The sequence below is a fragment of the Agrobacterium sp. 5Ca39 genome, assembly GCF_055382365.1.
Window position 1 is genome coordinate 973,021 of sequence record NZ_AP026436.1, and the last position, 19,656, is coordinate 992,676.

The 19,656-nt window shown below is 60.7% G+C and carries 15 protein-coding genes; 10 read left to right on the forward strand and 5 right to left on the reverse strand.

Annotated elements, in window-relative coordinates:
• Positions 1-27: 27 nt before the first annotated feature.
• From ACZ47E_RS04795 to ACZ47E_RS04810, 4 genes are all read left to right on the forward strand, one after another.
• A complete protein-coding gene (locus ACZ47E_RS04795; RefSeq protein ID WP_278067508.1) occupies positions 28-1,287 on the forward strand; it encodes an N-acetylmuramoyl-L-alanine amidase in 1,260 nt (419 codons plus the stop codon).
• Positions 1,288-1,612: 325 nt separating this feature from the next.
• Entirely contained in the window at positions 1,613-4,060 is a 2,448-nt protein-coding gene (locus ACZ47E_RS04800) for a penicillin-binding protein 1A (RefSeq protein ID WP_004441461.1), read from the forward strand.
• A gap of 98 nt (positions 4,061-4,158) precedes the next feature.
• Positions 4,159-5,290 (forward strand): peptide chain release factor 2 gene (gene prfB, locus ACZ47E_RS04805; RefSeq protein ID WP_004441463.1). Its coding sequence is split into 2 segments (ribosomal slippage): positions 4,159-4,227 and positions 4,229-5,290, totalling 1,131 coding nucleotides; the frame shifts between segments, so codons are not numbered across the junction.
• Positions 5,291-5,365: 75 nt separating this feature from the next.
• Positions 5,366-5,848 (forward strand): cysteine hydrolase family protein, encoded by a 483-nt coding sequence (locus tag ACZ47E_RS04810; protein WP_278067396.1) that lies wholly within the window; start codon positions 5,366-5,368, stop codon positions 5,846-5,848.
• Positions 5,849-5,873: 25 nt separating this feature from the next.
• Here ACZ47E_RS04810 and ACZ47E_RS04815 read toward each other — a convergent pair whose 3' ends face one another.
• Both ACZ47E_RS04815 and ACZ47E_RS04820 read right to left on the reverse strand, forming a co-directional pair.
• The gene (locus tag ACZ47E_RS04815; RefSeq protein ID WP_464016903.1) at positions 5,874-6,374 is read right to left on the reverse strand and encodes a hypothetical protein; all 501 of its coding nucleotides are present in this window, start codon (positions 6,372-6,374) and stop codon (positions 5,874-5,876) included.
• Between the two features lie 20 nt (positions 6,375-6,394).
• Positions 6,395-7,168 (reverse strand): NAD kinase, encoded by a 774-nt coding sequence (locus tag ACZ47E_RS04820; RefSeq protein ID WP_004441471.1) that lies wholly within the window; start codon positions 7,166-7,168, stop codon positions 6,395-6,397.
• A gap of 307 nt (positions 7,169-7,475) precedes the next feature.
• Here ACZ47E_RS04820 and ACZ47E_RS04825 point away from each other — a divergent pair, with 307 nt between their 5' ends.
• Positions 7,476-8,393: a PhzF family phenazine biosynthesis protein gene (locus ACZ47E_RS04825; RefSeq protein ID WP_112555128.1), complete on the forward strand. Its 918-nt coding sequence runs from the start codon at positions 7,476-7,478 to the stop codon at positions 8,391-8,393.
• Positions 8,394-8,503: 110 nt separating this feature from the next.
• Here ACZ47E_RS04825 and ACZ47E_RS04830 read toward each other — a convergent pair whose 3' ends face one another.
• Positions 8,504-14,869, reverse strand: a complete 6,366-nt coding sequence (locus ACZ47E_RS04830; protein ID WP_278067397.1) for an apolipoprotein A-IV repeat region-like domain-containing protein — start codon at positions 14,867-14,869, stop codon at positions 8,504-8,506.
• Positions 14,870-15,346: 477 nt separating this feature from the next.
• On the opposite strand from ACZ47E_RS04830, the gene ACZ47E_RS04835 reads away from it, so the two are divergent.
• Positions 15,347-15,715, forward strand: coding sequence for an Hpt domain-containing protein (locus ACZ47E_RS04835; protein ID WP_278067398.1), 369 nt, complete (start codon positions 15,347-15,349; stop codon positions 15,713-15,715).
• A 131-nt stretch (positions 15,716-15,846) separates the two neighbouring features.
• The gene (locus ACZ47E_RS04840; RefSeq protein ID WP_006697584.1) at positions 15,847-16,167 is read left to right on the forward strand and encodes a 2Fe-2S iron-sulfur cluster-binding protein; all 321 of its coding nucleotides are present in this window, start codon (positions 15,847-15,849) and stop codon (positions 16,165-16,167) included.
• Between the two features lie 302 nt (positions 16,168-16,469).
• Here the strand turns inward: ACZ47E_RS04840 and ACZ47E_RS04845 are convergent, their stop codons facing one another.
• Positions 16,470-17,096 carry a DUF922 domain-containing Zn-dependent protease gene (locus ACZ47E_RS04845; protein ID WP_004441483.1) on the reverse strand — a complete coding sequence of 209 codons (627 nt, stop codon included), beginning with the start codon at positions 17,094-17,096 and terminating at the stop codon, positions 16,470-16,472.
• Between the two features lie 178 nt (positions 17,097-17,274).
• On the opposite strand from ACZ47E_RS04845, the gene folP reads away from it, so the two are divergent.
• The 3 genes from folP (at position 17,275) to folK (ending at position 19,024) form a co-directional block, all read left to right on the forward strand.
• The gene (gene folP, locus ACZ47E_RS04850) at positions 17,275-18,060 is read left to right on the forward strand and encodes a dihydropteroate synthase (RefSeq protein ID WP_174150890.1); all 786 of its coding nucleotides are present in this window, start codon (positions 17,275-17,277) and stop codon (positions 18,058-18,060) included.
• A gap of 78 nt (positions 18,061-18,138) precedes the next feature.
• On the forward strand, positions 18,139-18,504 hold the full coding sequence (gene folB / locus ACZ47E_RS04855; RefSeq protein ID WP_003502532.1) for a dihydroneopterin aldolase: 366 nt from the start codon (positions 18,139-18,141) through the stop codon (positions 18,502-18,504).
• Between the two features lie 4 nt (positions 18,505-18,508).
• Complete coding sequence (gene folK, locus ACZ47E_RS04860) at positions 18,509-19,024, forward strand: 2-amino-4-hydroxy-6-hydroxymethyldihydropteridine diphosphokinase (protein WP_278067399.1); 516 nt, start codon at positions 18,509-18,511, stop codon at positions 19,022-19,024.
• A 13-nt stretch (positions 19,025-19,037) separates the two neighbouring features.
• On the opposite strand, the gene ACZ47E_RS04865 is transcribed toward folK, so the two are convergent.
• Positions 19,038-19,598: a hypothetical protein gene (locus ACZ47E_RS04865; protein ID WP_004441493.1), complete on the reverse strand. Its 561-nt coding sequence runs from the start codon at positions 19,596-19,598 to the stop codon at positions 19,038-19,040.
• Positions 19,599-19,656: the final 58 nt, after the last annotated feature.

The window sequence follows — 19,656 nt, forward strand, 5'->3', positions numbered from 1 at the left end:
ACTGAAATACGGAATTTCTTGAAGACCATGAATTTCACGCGCAGCGCAACGGAATCAGGTGGGGCAGGGTGGATTGGCGCGCGAATCGCGCGGCTTGCGGCTGTCGTGACAGTGTCTGCCGTCGCCTCGGTTTCCGTCGTGCCGGCCGTCCAGGCCACGGAGCCGCTTGTCGCGCATCAGGCCCGCATCATCGGTGATGAGGCGCGCACGCGCATCGTTCTCGATTTTGCCGAGGAGCCGGAGTTCGACGTTCACTATCTCGATTCGCCCGCCCGCATCGTCGTGGACTTCCCGGCGGTGAATTTCAGCTTTCCCGCATCCGATCTCAGGCCGACCGGCCTTTTTTCCGATATTCGCTTCGGCGGAATGGGGGAAAACAGCGCCCGTATCGTGCTGACGGCGAAGAAGCCGGTGCGGGTGGCGGTCGCTGAAACGAAAAAGGCCGATGACGGGCAATCCTTCCGTTTCGTCCTCGATACGGAGATCACCACCAAAGGCAAGTTCGCCGAACTTGTGAAGGAGCAGCAGTGGCAGGCGCCTGCGCCCGTTACCACCGCCGCGATTTCTCCCGCGGACAAGACTTCCCGCCCGGCGGAATTCGTCATCGCGGTCGACGCCGGTCATGGAGGCATCGATGCCGGCGCCTCAGGTGGCACGACAGGCACCGAGGAAAAGGTCATCACCTTGATGTTCGCGAAGGAGCTCGCGGAGCGCCTGAACCGCGAGCCCGGCATAAAGGCCTTCCTGACGCGTGATTCCGATACATTTCTTGCCTTGTCCGAACGCGTGACGATCGCGCGGCAGAACAACGCCAATCTTTTCATCTCCCTGCATGCCGATACACTGAAACAGAAGGGCATACGCGGCGCGACCGTCTATACATTGTCCGATCGCGCGTCGGACCGTATGGCGCAGGAACTGGCGGAGCGTGAAAACAAGTCCGACCAGATCGCCGGTGTCGCCGTTTCCAGCGAGCCGCCGGAAGTCGCCGATATTCTCCTCGATTTCACGCGCCGGGAAACCCAGGCATTCTCGGTGACACTCGCCGAAAACATCGTTTCTTCCTTCGAGGGGCAGGTTGGCCTCATCAACAATCCACATCGTTACGCCGGTTTCATGGTGTTGCGCGCCCATGACGTGCCATCGGTGCTCCTCGAGCTTGGTTTCCTTTCCAATCCTGAAGACGAGAAGCTGCTTCTCGATGCGGAATGGCGCAAGAAGGTGGCCGATACGCTGGCAACAGCCGTCGGGCGGTACCGTTCCAAGGCTCTGGCGAACGGTGGCTGAAGGGAAATGCGCCGCGTCGGCCGAGCTGTTGCCGCGTTGCCATTGATCGCTAAAAATGCTGTTCAATTCGGGACCTTGCGGATGAATAACGGGGCCGAGCCCTATTTTACTCACATTCGCCGCGTTACTCGGAACTCGGATTCGGTGGCGGTCCGCAAAGCGTTGGCGCGGAGTTGCGGGCTGGTGGCCCGGTAACATATCAGCGAATGCTGCCGTATCCGGCTTGTCATCGAAGGTATGGTGTGCAAAACGGCACGCGATATGCAAAGATGCGCCCGTTTCCTCGGGCGTGGATGGTTACGATTCGAATTATCGGTAGCTTGGTATGATCAGACTGATTGGATATTTTTTCGGCTTGGCCAGCGTGCTCTTCCTGTGCGCCGCCGCCGCCGGTGCGATTTATTTGCACGGCGTGACGAAGGACCTGCCGGATTACGCAGTTCTGAGCACCTATGAACCGCCGGTCACGACCCGCGTGCATGCGGGCAACGGGGCGCTTATGGCGGAATATGCCCATGAGAAGCGCCTGTTCCTGCCGATCCAGGCCATTCCCGACCGGGTGAAGGCGGCCTTCCTGTCCGCGGAAGACAAGAATTTTTACAATCACCCCGGCGTCGATGTATGGGGCCTCGGCCGTGCCATTCTCGTCAATATCCAGAATTTTGGCTCCGGCCGCCGTCCGGTGGGCGCATCCACCATCACCCAGCAGGTCGCGAAGAACTTCCTGCTGACAAACGACCAGACCATCGACCGCAAGCTCAAGGAAGCCATTCTTTCCTTCCGCATCGAGCAGACCTATTCCAAGGACAAGATTCTTGAGCTTTATCTCAATGAGATCTTCTTCGGCCTGAATTCCTACGGCATCGCCGGCGCGGCGCTCACCTATTTCAACAAGTCGGTGACGGAACTGACCATTGCGGAAACCGCCTATCTGGCATCGCTGCCGAAAGGTCCGGCCAATTACCACCCGATCCGCCGCGAAAAGGCGGCTCTCGAGCGTCGCGACTGGGTGATCGACCGCATGGCCGAAAACGGCTATATCACGGCCTCCGATGCTGCAGACGCCAAGAAACAGCCGCTTGGAGTGAACCTGCGCCGCGGTGGCGCGCATATCTTCGCGTCCGACTACTTTGCCGAAGAAGTCCGCCGCCAGATCGTCGAGAAATACGGCGAGGAAGCACTTCTCGAAGGCGGCCTTTCCGTTCGCACTTCCTTCGATCCCCAGATTCAGATGGAGGCCCGCAAGGCGCTTCAGGATGGTCTGGTGCAGTATGATGAGCGTCGCGGTTTCCGTGGGCCCATCGAAAAGATCGAGACGGCCGGCGACTGGACGGCTGCGCTTGCCAAGGTCAAGGGCTTGAGAGACGTTCCGGAATGGAAGGTCGCGGTCGTGCTTGCGGTTGCCGCAGATGGTGTCGATATCGGCATCCAGGCCGACCCCGACGCGGAAGATGGCGACAAGCGCACGCGCGGTCACATCTCTGCGGAGAACATGCGCTGGGCCTATCGTGACGCGGCAGGCAAGAAAGCCACCGCCAAGTCTCCGGTTGGCGTCCTGACAGTCGGTGACGTCATCTATGCACAACCGCTTTCCAGCTCCGGAAATGAATATCGCCTGCGGCAGCCGCCCAAGGTGCAGGGTGGCATGGTGGTGATGGACCCGCATACCGGCCGCGTTCTGGCCATGGTCGGCGGTTTCTCCTATGCGCAATCGGAGTTCAACCGCTCGACGCAGGCAATGCGTCAGCCCGGTTCCTCGTTCAAGCCGTTCATCTATGCAGCGGCGCTCGACAATGGCTATACGCCGGCATCGGTTATTCTCGATGCGCCCATTGAGGTGGTGTCGGGCGGCCAGGTCTGGAAACCGCAGAATTACGGCGGCGGTTCTGCAGGTCCCTCGACCCTGCGCCTCGGCATCGAAAAGTCCCGTAACCTCATGACCGTGCGTCTGGCGCAGGACATGGGCATGAATCTGGTGGCGGAATATGCCGAACGCTTCGGTATCTACGACAAGATGCCGCCGCTTCTCTCCATGTCGCTCGGTTCTGGTGAAACCACCGTGATGCGTATGGTTTCGGCCTATTCGGTCATCGCCAATGGTGGCAAGCAGATCAAGCCGACGCTGATTGACCGCATTCAGGACCGTTACGGCAAGACGATATTCCGTCATGAGGAGCGCGCCTGCGAAGGTTGCAACGCTACCAGCTGGCAGAACCAGGATGAGCCTGTGATCGTCGACAACCGCGAACAGGTTCTGGACCCGATGACCGCTTATCAGACCACCTCCATGCTAGAAGGTGTCGTGCAGCGCGGTACGGCCGCAGGCAAGATCAAGGTCGATCTGCCGGTTGCCGGCAAGACGGGCACCACCAATGATGAAAAGGATGCCTGGTTCGTCGGTTACACTCCGGACATGGTCGCCGGCCTGTACATTGGTTTCGACTCGCCCGCACCGCTCGGTCGCGGTGGTACCGGCGGCTCGCTGTCTGCGCCGATTTTCGGTGAATTCATCGCCGATGCGGCCAAGCATCTCCAGCCGAGCAAGTTCATCGTGCCTGCAGGCATGAACTTCGTTGCCGTCAACCGCAAGACCGGTATGGCGGCAGCGGAAGGCGAACCGGACACGATCATGGAAGCCTTTAAGCCCGGCACAGGCCCGGCCGATAGCTTCTCGGTCATCGGTGCTGAAGGCTACATGTCGCAGGAAGATATTCTGAAGACCTCGCCACAGGCGCAGCAGGCCATCACCGGCGGTGGCGGCGGCCTTTATTGACATCAGCCATGACGTTTGGCGGGGGCGCGGGTCTTTACATCCGCGCCCCCCGCATTTATTTGAGCAACGAGTTTCAATGAAGGTGAAGAACCAGCGAAATGCGCAATGAAATCGTGAACGTAGTCGACGAAATCAAGCAGGCCATAAGCCTGCTGAGGAGGCATCTTTGACTGGGACCAGGCGATAAGACGACTGGACTGGTTGAACAACAAGGCAGAGGATCCGACCCTCTGGAACGATGCAGCAGAGGCGCAGAAGTTGATGCGCGAGCGCCAGCAGCTCGATGACAGCATCAATGGCGTAAAGGCGCTGGAGCAGCAGCTCCGGGACAATATCGAGCTGATCGAACTCGGCGAGATGGAGGGCGATGATGAAATCGTCAAGGACGCCGAAGACGCGCTGAAGGCGTTGAAGAGCGAGGCAAACCGCCGTCAGGTGGAAGCCATGCTCTCAGGCGAGGCCGACGGCAATGATACCTATCTCGAAGTGCACTCCGGCGCTGGCGGCACCGAAAGCCAGGACTGGGCGAACATGCTGCTGCGCATGTATACCCGCTGGGCCGACCGTGAAGGTTTCAAGGTCGAGGTTCTGGAAGTTCACGATGGCGAAGAAGCCGGCATCAAGTCCGCGACGATCCTCGTCAAGGGCCATAATGCCTTTGGCTGGCTGAAGACGGAATCGGGCGTGCATCGCCTCGTCCGCATTTCGCCGTATGACAGCAACGCGCGTCGCCACACGTCGTTCTCTTCCGTCTGGGTTTACCCCGTCGTCGACGATTCGATCCAGATCGATATCAATGAAAGCGATTGCCGCATCGATACCTATCGTTCGTCCGGTGCGGGCGGTCAGCACGTCAACACCACGGACTCGGCCGTGCGCATCACGCACATTCCGACCGGTATTGCCGTCGCCTGCCAGCAGGAGCGCTCCCAGCACAAGAACCGCGCCAAGGCGTGGGACATGCTGCGTGCCCGCCTTTATGAGGTGGAGCTGCAGAAGCGGGAAGAAGCGGCCAATGCGCAGGCGGCATCCAAGACCGATATCGGCTGGGGCCACCAGATTCGCTCCTACGTCCTGCAGCCTTACCAGCTGGTGAAGGATCTGCGTACGGGCGTGGAAAGCACGGCGCCCGGCAACGTGCTGGATGGCGACCTGAACGAATTCATGGAAGCCGCTCTTGCCCACCGCATCAGCGGCGGTGCGGATGTGGACGTGGCGGATATCGACTGAGGCCCCAGGCGCGTCGATTGAAAAAGATCACCCCTCGCGAACCCATTGCGAGGGGTTTTTCATTGGAGGAGATGCATGAAACAGGCGCTCTATATCGTCGACGTCCAGCCGAGCTTCAATCCTCCGGCAACGCTGGTTGCCGAGATATCCAGTCTCGCGCAGACCATGCCCAGCCTCGCCACTGTCGAACGCCATGACGAAAGCGTGACGCCATTTGAACGGCAACTGGGCTGGAAGCCGGGCAGGGACGATGAGTCGCTGGTGGTTGCCGATCGCGTCTTCATCAAACATGGCTATGCGCCGCCACGGGAGGCCATCGACTATCTTTTGTCGCTGAAGCTCGACCGCGTGCTGGTCTGCGGCATCCAGGCCGATACCTGTGTTCTGGCTGCCGGTTTTGCGCTCTTCGATGCGGGACTTCATCCCACGCTTCTGCCGTGGCTGACGGTCGGCTCGAGTCTCGACCGCAGCGGCGAACTGGGCGCGCGCTTGTGGAAGCATCATTTCGGTGCAGTTCTGCATGGCCCTCATGAGTTGAACACCCAGACTATTGCATGACGAATGCCCACCGGCCAATCACGGGCTAGTTCGAAGCCTTCTCGACCTTCATCTCACCCAGCTCGTCGATCAGGATCGTCCAGCTTTCCGCTTCCTTGCTCATCGGATCGGTCTTGAGATAAACCGTCACGAAAAGGCCAGGCGAGGCGGGCGCTCCGTTCGAGCTTTCGGGACGAATATCCGTGACATAGGACTTCATCTGACTGAATTCCTCGAGCTCGATATTTTCGAGAAGATTCGGCCCCTCGGCGGTAAAGGCGATGCGCTGCAGATAAATTTTCGCCGTACCATCGCCCTGGCGTATGGCGATGACCTTGTAATAGCCGCGCGTTGGTGAGGCAGGTGGGGGCCGCAGCTGCCCGTCAGGCCCCTTCACCGGCTCAAGATTGCGATCTTCCCACATGCCGCTGCTGGTGACAAAGATCGCCGAAACCGGCAGCGCGTAAATCGCTTCCGTCTGCGCCCGCGCCGGAAGCGCGGCGGCGGCGAAAAGGCAGGCTGCGATGAGGGTTCTTGTCAGTTGCATGGCATTGTCGATCGTTGGCTTCAGTTGTTGAACTGTTCGGCGAGGACCCGGTCCGACCACGAACGGTCCGGATCCGAGAGAATTCTGGCCGTCCTGTCCTGCGATTGTGCGATCCGTACATGACGAACGGATTTCACCTCGGTGTGGTCGGCCACCGCGTTCACCGGGCGCTTGTCGCGTTCGAGAACATGAATGTCGACCGTGACCTTATTCGGCAAAAGCGCGCCGCGCCAGCGCCGCGGACGGAAAGCGCTGACCGGCGTCAGCGCAAGCAGCGGCGATTCCAGCGGCAGAATCGGTCCATGGGCGGAAAAATTATACGCCGTAGACCCTGCTGGCGTCGCCACCATCATGCCGTCGCAGATCAGCTCTTCCAGTCGAACCTTGCCGTCCACCTCGACCCGAAGCTTGGCAGCCTGATGCGATTGGCGGAACAGGCTGACTTCGTTCATGGCGAGCGCCGTAAACTCGTCGCCGTCGGAATCCGTCGTCGTCATGCGCAGGGGGTGGAAATCGTTGCCGCTTGCCACCGCAATGCGTTCGATGAGGCCTTCCACCCGGTAATCGTTCATCAGGAAGCCGACCGAGCCCCGGTTCATGCCGTAGACACGCTTGCCGGAATTCATCGTCTCGTTGAGAATCTGCAGCATGAATCCGTCACCGCCGAGAGCCACGATGACGTCCGCTTCGTCAAACGGAGTATTGCCATAAGCGCTTTTCAGCTCTTCCAGCGCCGCCTGCGCCTCCGCAGTCGCGGAGGCTACGAAGGATAGTGAATAGGTAGAATGCGACATCCGCTTCCCTCGACAACGGCGAAGACCGGGATCCGGCCTGCGACTGCAATGTAACCTGTTGAAGCGGTTCGCAATCTTCGAAAGTCGTTCAAGACCTCCGGTCGCAAGCCGCAAGACGCACCCTTGGTACATGAAGACGACCGCTGGCGACAAGGCCTTTCGGGCGGGGAGACGTTCTCCCGGCCATGCCATTGAATCGCGCCGTTCCACAGCTTCTTGATTTCCTGTCGCAACAAGGGTTGCGGTGTAAGGCGGCCTGATGCAGTTTGCGCAAGGCAGACGAGGTTTCGAATGGCAGGAGACGGGTGTGGCGCTGCACTACAATATCTATGATGTGTTTACCGAGACGAAAATGGCGGGAAACCCGCTGGCGGTAATGTATGACGCCGATGACCTCGATCAGGGGACGATGCAGGCCATCGCCCGGGAGATGAATCTCTCCGAGACCGTTTTCATCAATCGCTCCAGCAACCCTGCGCACGCGGCTTCCCTGCGCATATTCACACCCTCGGGTGAATTGCCTTTCGCCGGACATCCGACCGTCGGCGCCGCAGTAGCGATTGCCGAGCGCAATCGAGGGGATGGCGATGACGACATCGATATGGTCTGCGTACTCGAGGAGAAGGTGGGGCCCGTGCGCTGCGCGGTGAAAATGCGCGCCGGCGCCGTCAGCTTTGCGGAGTTCGATCTGCCGCGCAGATCTTCAAGGGTGGACCTGCCCCTCGATCATGCCGCCCTGGCCGATGCGCTGGGTGTCAGCGAAGGCCATCTCGGTTTTGAAAATCATGTGCCATCGATCTGGACGGCCGGCGTGCCTTTCCTGCTGGTGCCGATGCATAATATCGCCGCAGTGCGTGATATGGATTTCGACTCCGGTCTGTGGCTGCGCACCGCACCGCTGGTTGAGGGGCTGCTGACGGCGGCCTATATTTACTGTCGCGGCGGTGTCAATCACGCCGCAAAGTTCCATGCCCGTATGTTCTCCCCGGATATGGGCATTGCCGAAGACCCCGCAACCGGCTCGGCCGCCGCCGCGCTTTCCGGCGCCATCCACCATTTCGACGGGCTGACTGACGGACATTATCCGCTTCTGATCGAGCAGGGGGTGGAGATGGAAAGACCGTCTCACATCCACCTGCGCATGGACATCAAGGACGGCGAAATCGGCCGCGCCCGCATCGGCGGCCACGCGGTGCGGGTTGCATCAGGCACGTTCGAAATTTGATGCAGGCCATACTGGTCAAATGCCCAGCGTGAAAGGATGGCGAAGCAACTGGCTCGCACAAAAGAAAAACCCCGGTCTTCACCGGGGTTTTTCTTTCAGTGTCGTTCAGATCAATTAAACCGACCCGCCGCATGGGCAAGCATCGTATAGACCTTGCCGGTATCTGAGGTGAGGTAGGATTGCGTCACGGTCCGGTCGCGGTCGGTCCGGGCCACATCGGCAAGCAGCTTCTCGAAATCGTTGATATAGCGGTCAACGGCGGTGCGGAACTCCGCTTCACGCTCATATTTGCGCTTGATCTCGTCGAAGGTCGTCTGGCCTTTCAGCGTGTAGAGACGACGGGTAAAGACGTCGCGTTCGCCACGCTGGTAACGGCGCCACAGTTCCACCGACGCATCGTGATCGATGGCGCGGGCGATGTCGACGGAGAGCGAGTTCAGCGATTCCACCATGTGACGGGGATTACGGGTGTCGGCTGCGCGGGTCGGCTGTTGCTCGGTGCTGGCGCGCGGTGCGGAGGCTGCGGGCGTCTCCTGGGAGGCGCCGCGCAGCAGATCGCTGATCCAGCCGCCGCCTTCTTCGCGACGTCCCGCCTGGCTTGGTGCGACCGGCTGCGCCGGAGCGGGTGCCTGACGATTCTCGACTTGCCGGTTTTCGACCTGGCGATTTTCCAGCGGCAACGTGCCGCGCACGGCAGGTGCTGGCTGCTGCTGCGCCGGGCGCTGCTGTTGAACCGGCGCCGGGGCTGCGGGCTGCGGGCGCGGCTCTACGCGGCGCTCGACGGCCGGCTGGGTTGCGGCGATGGCGCGGGCAACCGGCTCGGACACTTCCATCTGCTGCGTCGAGCGGCCGACGAGCTGGGAAATATCCTGCAGCGCCTTGATCTGCTCGGATACGGCGCGGCGCATTGCGGCCGCACTTTCCTTGGCTTCTTCCGGCAGGTCGAAGGCACCACGCTTCAGTTCGGCGCGGGTCGCGTCAAGTTCGCGGCGGATATCGTGGCTTGAGCGACGGATTTCATCGGTCGCGCCGGCGAAGCGGCTCACCGCTTCCTCGACAGCCTGGCGCAGCGTTTCCTTGAGGTTGGCTGCGGCCGCATTGGATTTTTCGGAAGCACTGCCGAGAAGGTTGTCGACTTCCGAAAGAGAGGATTCGACACCGCCGCGCAGGCGGTTCACCAGCTCGTCGGAATATTTCTGCGCGTCGGAAAGCGTGCTCTCGATCGAGCGGCTCGCATCCTGACCGGCGGCAAGCAGGGCGCCCCGCATGGTCTGTGCCGCCGAACGGGCGCGCTGTTCGGTTTCATCAAGCGAGCGGCCGATATCGGAGAAGGAAGCCTGCAGATTTTCACGCAGGTTGCCGGCGACGTTTTGCGAACGCTCTTCAGCCTCGTTAAGTGTGGTTTCCACCACGCCAATGACATTGCGCATGGCGCTTTCGATTTCCTCGGAACGCTTGACAAGGCCGACAGACAGGCTGCGCAACGCATCCTGGCGTTCTTCCAGCGTGCCGACGAGGCTCGACTGGGCGGCATTCAGCAGCTCGGATGCCTGGCTCAGCACCTTCGAATGTTCTTCGAAGCGGCTGACGATGCCAGCGACCTGCGCCAGCGTCTGGCCGGAAATATTCGACAGACGGTCGATCTTTCCTTCCAGCAGACGGCTGGAACTGGACACCATGTCGGCGGCCTGCGACGCGGACTCCGAGAAACGGGCTGCAGACGCATTCAGCGCTTCATCCGCTGCACCGAAGCCCTGAGCGGCGCGCTCAACGGCCGAATTGAAGTTGGTTGCCGACTGTTCGACGATTTCGGCCATGCTGTTATGGGTCTGCGACAGCATATCCGTGCTCTGACGAGTGGCGGCAACCAGCTTGTTGGCTGCTTCGCTGCCGGCGCGGGCATATTTGTCGATACCCTGTTCGACGGCGTCCGCCATTGCAGTATGGGTTTCCGACAACATGTCGGTGCTCTGGCGGGTGGCTGCGACCAGCTTGCTTGCCGCATCCGTTCCGGCGGCGGCATAATCGCTGATTGCCTGCTCTACCATGCCGACCATGCCGCTATTGCTCTGCGACAGAAGCTCGGCGCTCTGCTGGGCGGCGGACACGATCTTTTCGGCGGCTTCGCGGCCGATGGTGGCATATTCGTCGACGACAGGCTTTGCCTTTTCCTCGATAAGACGCGACAGCTCCGCGGAGCGGCTGGCCAGCATCGAGTTGAGTTCGCGGGTGCGGTTGTCCAGTGCCGAACGGATCGATTCGCCGCGCGCGTCGAGGGCGGATTCAACACCCGTCAAAGTCTCGGAAATGACACCAACCTGTGAGCGGACAACGGCTTCAGCCTCGGCAACCTTGTTGACGATGATGTTGCCCGCCTCCGAGAAGGTCTGCGCCACGGCGGCAGCCTGGCCGGAGAGGCGCGTTTGTGCATCCGAAATACGATTGACGATTTCACCCGAGCGTTCCTCGATGGCCTTGGTAAAGGCCTCGTTCTGTGCCTGCACCTGTTCGGCGAACTCCGCGCCGGACTTCGCGAGCAGGGCGGAGGAACGGGCAGCTTCGTCGCCGATGCTTTGCGTGGCAGAGGTAACCGCCCCACGCAGGCTGACAGCAAGATCGGTGGCCTTGCCTTCGATGGTGCGATTGACGTTTTCGAGACCGATCGTCAGTGCGCGGTCCATCGTGCCGAGGCGCTCATCGATGCGGGCCGTGCCGGTATCGAAGGTTTCGGCCAGGCGGCTGGTGCGGCTTTCGAAGGTGTCGGCAACGCGGGTCGTCTGCTCGTCCAGGATGCCGGTGATCCGCTCGGCGGCCTCATCGCTGGTGCGCGCAAAGACGGCTGTCTTGTCTTCCAGCGCCTCGGCGAAGCGGCGGCCGGCATCCTCGATCGACGTGTTCACATTGGCGAGATCGCCGCCGACGCGTGCCTGAAGCGTATCGAGAGAGGTCTCGATGCGGGTGCCGGTTTCGTCGAGACGGGTGGTGACGTTGCCGATAGAGGTCTCGATTTTCGAGGATAGGGCGTCCGTCGCGCCGCCGATTTCGCGTGCGGCTTCGCCGATCTTGACGGCGATATCGCCGGCGCTGTTGCGAAGACGCTCTTCCAGCGTTGCCGCACTACCGTCAATCGCCTTCTGCAGCGTTTCCTGCTGGGTTTCGAGCGACAGTTCAAGCATGCTGGCGCTGGAGGCGACAGTGGTGCCGATCATCATCGCCTGCTCGGAGAGCATGTCGCCCATCTGGGTCGTGGCGGAGCTGAGCGTGGCTGCAATTTCTGCCTGACGCTGCTCAAGCGTGCTGCGGATGTCCTCGTGCGATTGCGAAAGATTGCTTTCGAGGCGCGAGACGCCTTCTTCCACGGTCTGCGCAAACCGGGTGCTGCCGTCTTCAACGACGCTTTCAATGCGGTTGGCTGCGCCCGAAACGCTCTGCTCGATCAGACCGCTGTTGCGTTCCAGCGATCCGGCAATACGCTCGGCCTGCGAGCCAAGCATGGTTTCGAGCCGCTCATGGCCGCTGGCAAGCGCATTTTCAAGCGTGAAAGCAGTGGCTTCCAGGCGTTGGCCGACGCCGGCCGCCGCAAGCGAAAGCGATGACGCCCTGGCGTCCATGGCTTCGGCGATCCGTTCTTCGACACCCGAAATGGTCATGTCGAGCGCCATGGTGCGGCTGTCGAGCGCATCGGCGATGCGTTCTTCCGCACCCGATACGATACCGGAAAGAGCCGCCGTGCGGGTGTCCAGCGCGCTGGCAATGCGGTCTTCCACGCCGGAAACGGCGCTGTGCAGGGCGGCGGTGCGGCCGTCGAGAATATCCGCGATCTTTTCCTCCACGCCCGAGAAGCTCATGTCGAGCGCCATCGTGCGGCTGTCGAGGACGTCGGTGATGCGCTCTTCCGCGCCGGAGACGACTGACTTCAGCGAATCCGTGCGGCTGTCGAGCGCGCCGGCGATGCGGGTTTCGGCGCTGGCCACCAACTCGCCGAGAACTGCGGTGCGTGAATCGAGCGTTTCGGTGATTTTTTCCTCGACTCCGGAGAAGGCCATATCCAGCGCCATCGCGCGGCTGTCGAGTGCATCCGTGATGCGTTCTTCCGCACCCGAAACCACGGCGTTGAGGGCTGCGGTGCGGCCGTCCAGCGTTTCTGCAATCCGGGTTTCGGCGCCCGCCACCACATCGCCGAGCGCGGCTGTACGGCTGTCCAGCGCGCCGGCAATTTTCTCTTCGGCGCTCGCCACGATGCCGGTGAGGGCGGAGGTGCGGTTGTCGAGCGTCTCGGAAAGCCGTTCCTCCACATTAGCGAAGGTCATGTCGAGAGACAGCGTGCGGCTGTCCATGGTGTCGGCGATACGTTCCTCGACGCCGGAAATGGTGCTGGAAAGCGCAGCCGTGCGGCCATCAAGCGTTTCGGCGATACGGCTCTCGGCTCCGGAGACGACGTCGTGCAGGGCAGCCGTGCGGCTTTCCAGCGTGTCGGAGATGCGGTCCTCGATGCCGGAGACTGCGCCGGTAATGGCTGCGGCCCGCGTTTCGAGCGTTTCGGCAAGGCGACGTTCCACGTCGGCGACGACGTTGTTGATCGCAGCTGCACGTTCGTCGAGCATGGCAGCGAGGCGTTCTGCCGTGCCGGAGACGGAGCCGGTAATAGCCATGGAACGGCTGGCGAGCGCTTCGTCGAAACGGTTCTGGCTGGCCGAAAGCGCGCCGAACAGGGCGTTGCTGCGTTCCGACAGTACGGCGTCGATCTTCTCGTGCGAATTGGCGAAGACGTCTGTGATTTCGGCGGTGCGCTGGCCGATCGCGTCGCTGAAGGCCTGAGTCCGGGCCTCAAGCGCGCTTTCCAGCATTTCCTGACCCGTGCCGAGCGCGGTGGCGAGCGCCAGCGACTGATCGGTCATGGTGGTGCCGATGCGTTCCAGACCGGCGCTCAACATGGTGTCTAGCGCTTCAGAACCGCCCGCCACGGTTTCGTTGATCCGGGCAAGGCTTTCCATCAGCTTGCTATCGAGGCTGCCGGCGCGCTGGTCGAAGGCGCTGGCGAATTGCGCCACGTGTTCATCGAAGGCCGAGTTGACCTGACCCACCGTCGCCTGCATCCGTTCCTCATAGAGGCCGGAGCGGAGATCGAGATCCATGATGGCGTCGTCGGCCGTGCTCTGCAGGCTCTGGCGGAAGGAGAGGCCTTTTTCCTCGAGCGTCGTGGAGAGCTTGTCGAGCACGGTATCCAGCGAACCGCCGATGATCTGCTGGCCGCGTTCGATATTGCGGTTGAGCTCGAGCGTGCGGCTGGAAAGCGTCTCGTTGAGCTGGCGGGTGCGTTCTTCAAGCGCGCTGTTGAGGCTTTCCACGCCGCTGTCGAGCGTCGAGGCATGGATCGCGAAGCGTTCGAGCAGCACTTCACCGCGTTCGTCCAGCGTCGAGGTGAGATTATGCAGCCGCATGTCGAATTCGTTGGAAATCGTCGTGCCGGAGGAGTTCAGCGCCTGAAGCAGGTTCTCGGTCTTGGCAGCGATCAGGCTGCCCATCGCTTCCGTCGAAGCGCGCGATTTTTCCAGGAGAGCCGCCGAACGTGTGTCGATCATCGACGCGAAGGCCTCGCCGGTCGTGGCGATCCGCATCGAAAGCTCTTCGCCGACGATGGAGAGTTCTTCCTTGATCTGTTCCTGCGCGCCGACGATGGAGGAGCGGATGCGCTCGGCATGGTTGACGATGGCGTCGCGTTCGGCGGTCAGTTCCTGCACGAGGCTGCGCACGCGCAGCTCATTGTCCGCATAGCTGCGCTCAAGCGCATTGACTTCGGAATGGACGAGTGTTTCGAGTTCCGTCGCACGCGCAATGGTGCGCTCGATACCGTCATTCATGGCCGAGACTTCACGGCGAACCGCCTGGCCAACGGACATGATGCGGTCAGAGGCAACGGTTTCGGGTTCGGCAAGCCGAAGCGCGACTTCCGCCATGGAGCGGGCGGCGTTGCGCAGATCGCGGGCACGCGCCATCATGATGGCGAAGGCGAAAAACAACATGACCGGCACCAGAATGCCGACGACGATCGCCATCAGGCCGGGGATCGCGGCAAGGTCGGAAAGCGAACCGATATTCCAGAGCGCATTGCCGTAAAGAAGATGCGCGATGCCAAGGCCGCCGAGCGCCCATATGACCGACATGATCGTGGCGTTGCGAAGCGCGCCGCCGATGGACCCGCCTTCCAGCGATTTGAGGATCATGGCCGGGCTGCGCTTGGACCCGTCATTGGCCGCTTCGAGATTGGGCGATTTCGGCGCCGGTTCGACAGGCGTGCGCGCGACTTCGGGAGCAGGGTTCGGTCTGCTGGCTTCCTTCACTCTGGCCTCCGGCTGCTTCGGCGCTGCAGTCTTCCGCGTCTCCGGCTTTTCTTCGAAAGCGCCAAGCTGCAGGGCATCTTCCAATGCCTGGAAAGCAGTCTCGTCGACAGAGTCGCTGATCTTGTTATTCGCCATGCGGTTACGCCTCGTTACACATACGCCCGGCTTCATGCCGTTGGACCGCCTGCCTATGCAGGCGGACTGCCGCCATCATGCCAGCGGAACATATCCCTCCATGAGAGAACAATCCCGCCACTTACCAAATCCCGAATGCTGGTGATCCAGCTTTCGGGCGAAATTACAACACTGTGCCGCAATAACAAAGCTTGTGCTTAGGCCTCGCAGCAACAGCAGTACCGTAGTGACACATTTAGGTGTTCGAAACAATTAATGCGGATTTGCGGTGGTGGCGAAGTGTCGGCTTTTTAACAGTTTTTAAACCTGAGTTTCACGCTGAACGCCTTGTTTCGCATAAGTTTAACATAAATTAACCATAGCAGAAGATTTTCAGCCGCGTCACGCCGTAATTTAAGCCGATAGCACCGGTTAGGATGCCTGAATACGACACAGATGTGACACGAAACAGGAAACGGCAAGACAGGAATTTGAGACATGGCAGCAGTCAGTATCGCTTTCGAAGCGCCCGATAATTGCGGCGGCGCGCCGGTCACTGGAAAAAAGCCTATCGATTTCGATCATCTGGCCCGTCAGACGATGGGCGACAAGGATCTTGAGATCGAGGTGCTGCAACTGTTCAGCCGCAATGCGCGCGCCGCGCTGCACGAAATGGCGGGCGCCGGCGACACGGGCGTGAAGGCGACAGCGCACCGTTTGAAGGGCGCAGCACAGGCTGTCGGCGCCTTTGATGTTTCTGTGGCTGCCGCCGCCGTGGAGGCTGGTGGCAATGAAAGCGTCGCGATTGCAAAGCTTGCGGCCGCCATTGTCGAGGCGGAAAATTTCATCCTGAAACTTTGCCGCTGAGGCGTAACTCATCAAAATTGCGGTTTCGCAAGGCCGGTTGAGGCCTTGGGCGCCCTCCAAGCGGGTTGCCAAGGCGAACCGGCCTTTCTATGTGTTTAGAACAGTTCTTAGATCACATTCTGGATTTCGGCATGACAAAACTGACAATCGTTGCCTTTGACGGCACGCCCCATGAACTCGACGTGAGCAACGGTTCCACCGTGATGGAGAATGCCGTGCGCAACTCCATCCCCGGCATCGACGCGGAATGTGGCGGTGCCTGCGCCTGCGCCACCTGTCATGTCTATGTCGACGACGCCTGGTCGGAGCGCGTTGGCGGGCCGGAGCCGATGGAAGAAGACATGCTGGATTTCGCTTTCGATGTGCGGCCGACTTCGCGTCTTTCCTGTCAGATCAAGATGAGCGACGACCTTGACGGTCTCGTCGTTCACGTTCCTGAGCGCCAGGGCTGAGACGAAACGGCTTTGCGGCAGAAAAAGCCCCGCTCACCAAGGTAGCGGGGAGCGGGGCGAGGCGGGTACGCAGCATGCAGGCGAGGGAGGAAACACCTGCGAGCCCTCAAGTGCGCACCGGGAGAACCGGAGGCGGCTGCGACCATCAAAGCTTTTGAGACAGTATGGTCCGAAACCGTACGTAGAACGTACAATGAGTCTCACCGGACGCACCATCACCAGAAGTCACGGGTGAGATCGGACATCACGTTACGTCATGTCGGCCAATCATTCAGCTTTGTCGGAAGAAAGGCGCGGATCTCTCAGCGGCGGCTCTGTCCCTGTTCGAGCCGGTTTTTCAGGAGCCGTGTCATGCGGGCATCGAAATTTCGCGATTCCACCACGTCGAACCGCATCTGGTCCCTGTCGTGCTCGTCCATCACCGTCTGGGTGATCTTGCCAACCATTTCCTGCAGTGTTTCACAGTTTTTCTGGGGGCGAAGCGCGGTCAGCTGCCTTTCGAGCGAACGGGCGTGAGTGCGGGCGATTTCGGCGTGCCGTTCCTCGTGGCGCTTGATATCGGCAAGCAGCGTATCCCAGATGAAGGCCAGTTCCGCCGTGGTGCGGCGGCGGTTTTTCCATTGCGGCAGGAGAATCCGGGTATTCAGCACCACTTTGGCGGTTCCGACGCTGCAAAGGCCGTTTTTCTCAACATAGGTGAGTTCGCCACCGAATTTGATTTCGGTCGCGCCCGGATGGCGCGCGCCGGTATTGCGGGTCAGCGGGCCGTGCCTGGAAAGCTGCTGGTCGAGGTCGGCGGCGGTTTTGCCGCTGATCGAAAAATAGGAATAGGTCTTGCGGACGATGGTTTCGGAAAAAGCCGGTCCGGGGATGGAAAGTGCGACTGCGACCGCCAAAGCGGCGCAAAGAGCACGTGATGATTTGGTCATGACCCGGCCTTCCGGTTGAACTTGAAAAACGTTTGCTGCATAGGCGGAGCGGAACTTATAAGAATTGGCATAACACTCCGTTATTCCGAAAGGCACGTGTTACGTGATAACAGCCGGCAGCAACGCGTGGCAAGCGGCCCATGGCCGCTCCCTGAAACTTGATGGGCGTGGCCGTATTATGGCCATCGTCAACGCAACGCCCGATTCCTTTTCGGATGGCGGTCGTTATCTCGCCGTCGATGCGGCTTTTTCCCAGGCGCTGACCTGCGTGGAAGAAGGAGCCGACATCATCGATATCGGCGGCGAGTCCACTAGGCCCGGGGCTGCCGCGGTAACGGAAACCGAGGAGCAGGATCGGGTGCTGCCCGTCATCGAGAAATTGCGCCGCGAGACGGATGTATTGATTTCCGTCGATACCTACCGCGCTTCGACGGCTCGGCTCGCTATCGCGGCAGGGGCGCATATCGTCAATGACGTTTTCGGTTTGCAGAAAGACGCCGAAATGGCGGGCGTGGTCGCCGCTACCCGCGCGGGCGTCTGCATCATGCATACCGGCCGCGACCGGCAGAAGCTCGCCGATGTCATCGCCGACCAGTTCGAATTCCTCAATCATTCGCTCGAGATCGCCGAGGACGCGGGTGTTGCCCGCGATGCCGTCGTGCTGGATCCCGGTTTTGGTTTTGCCAAGGATGAACGGGAAAATGTTGAGCTGATGGCCCGTTTCAGCGAGCTTGCCGCCTTTGGCCTGCCGGTTCTTGCCGGCACGTCGCGCAAGCGTTTTATCGGGTCGCTGACGGGCCGGGATGCGGCCGATGAACGCGATATCGGAACGGCTGCGACGACGGCGATCCTGAGGCTTGCCGGCGCTTCGATTTTTCGTGTGCACAATGTCGCCGCGACGCGTGATGCGTTGGCAATCGCCGATGCGGTTCTTGCCAAAGCGTCGGCAAAGGCCGATGCCTAGATCAATGAGTGCCGGAATGTCATGTCCCGAGGAGGGTGCGGCTTTCCGGCGAAACAGTCCTGCCATGGAGGCGATGCGATGAGCCGCTATACCATCATCCTGAAAAACTGTTCCTTCTTTGCCCGTCATGGTCTTCTTGAACAGGAAGAGGTGTTGGGGCAGCGCTTTTTCGTCGATGCCGAGATGGAGGTCGAGGCGGGCGACGCGCTGGAAACCGACGATATTGAGAACACCGTCGATTATGGCGTGGCTTTCGCGGTCATCGAAAAGATCGTCGTCGGCCAGCGCCGGTATCTCATAGAGGCGCTTGCGAACGACATCGCCAAGGCGCTGCGTGCCCGTTATCCGCAAATCGTCTGGCTGCGCATCACGGTGCGCAAGCCCTCGGCGCCGGTTCCCGGTATTTTGGATTATGCACAGGTGAGCGTTGAACACCGAGCCTGAAACGATGACCGTCGCTGCCTTGGGTCTCGGCGGCAATATCGGCGATGCGGCCGCCGCCATGGCGAGGGCACTGCGCGAACTCGATGCGCATGGCGATTGCCGCCTGCTGGCCGTTTCCAACCTTTACCGCACACCTCCCTGGGGCAAGACGGATCAGGCCGATTTTTTCAATTGCTGCGCTTTGGTCGAGACCGCGCTTTCGGCGCCCGCGCTGCTGGAACTGTGCCTCAATATCGAAAAAGGCATGAAACGGGTGCGGATGGAACGCTGGGGCCCGCGCACCATCGATATCGATGTGCTGACCTTCGGGAACCAGTCTATCGTCACGGAAAGCATTGAAGTGCCGCATCCGCGCATGACGGAGCGCGCTTTCGTGCTGATGCCGCTTGCTGATATAGCGCCTGATCTCCAGGTCAGGGAAAAGTCCGTCCGGGAATGGCTTCAGCAGGCGAACAAGAGCGGCATTGTCAGCGCAAACGAAAAGCGGGAGTGGTGGACACTCCCGCCTGGCAATGGCTGAAAAACTGTAGTCTTTACGGCTTGATCGAGCCGACAGCCAGCTGGTCGATATCGCGCGCCAGCGTGACGCCGATGACCGGTATCATCTGATCGGCGACCTTCACCGAGATGGTGATGTTCATCGAATTGTCGTTGGAGACGCGGGCAACCATTGCACCGTTGAGTTTGGCGCGGTTGATGCCGACGACGACCTTGTCGCCGCTGACCTGTCCGGAGGTGATGTCCAGACCCTTGCCGGCCGCGCCATCAAGGAACCTGCCTTCGTAGCTGTTGCCCTTCTGGCTGATGACGGCGGACATGGGCTGGCTGAAGACGCCGACGCGGCAGGTGCCGCCGAGCTTTATGCCGGTCTGCTTGTCGTCAAGCGGTTCGCCCGTCAGGTCGCAGGTGAATTTCGTGCCCTTGTATTTGCCGGCGACGATTTCGCCCGGACCCTTCCAGACGCCGGCAACGGAGCGGAAAAACACGTCGTCGCGATCGCGTGATGCGGCATGCACGTCAGACATGCCGAAACCGCCGCTGACGGACAATATGGCGGCAAGTCCGCCCACAAGCGAAAAGAAGCGCGAATACATGATACTTTCCCCGGCGAAGAAGCCTGTTCGATAGGCTGCAATCTACCGGCGGAATGGT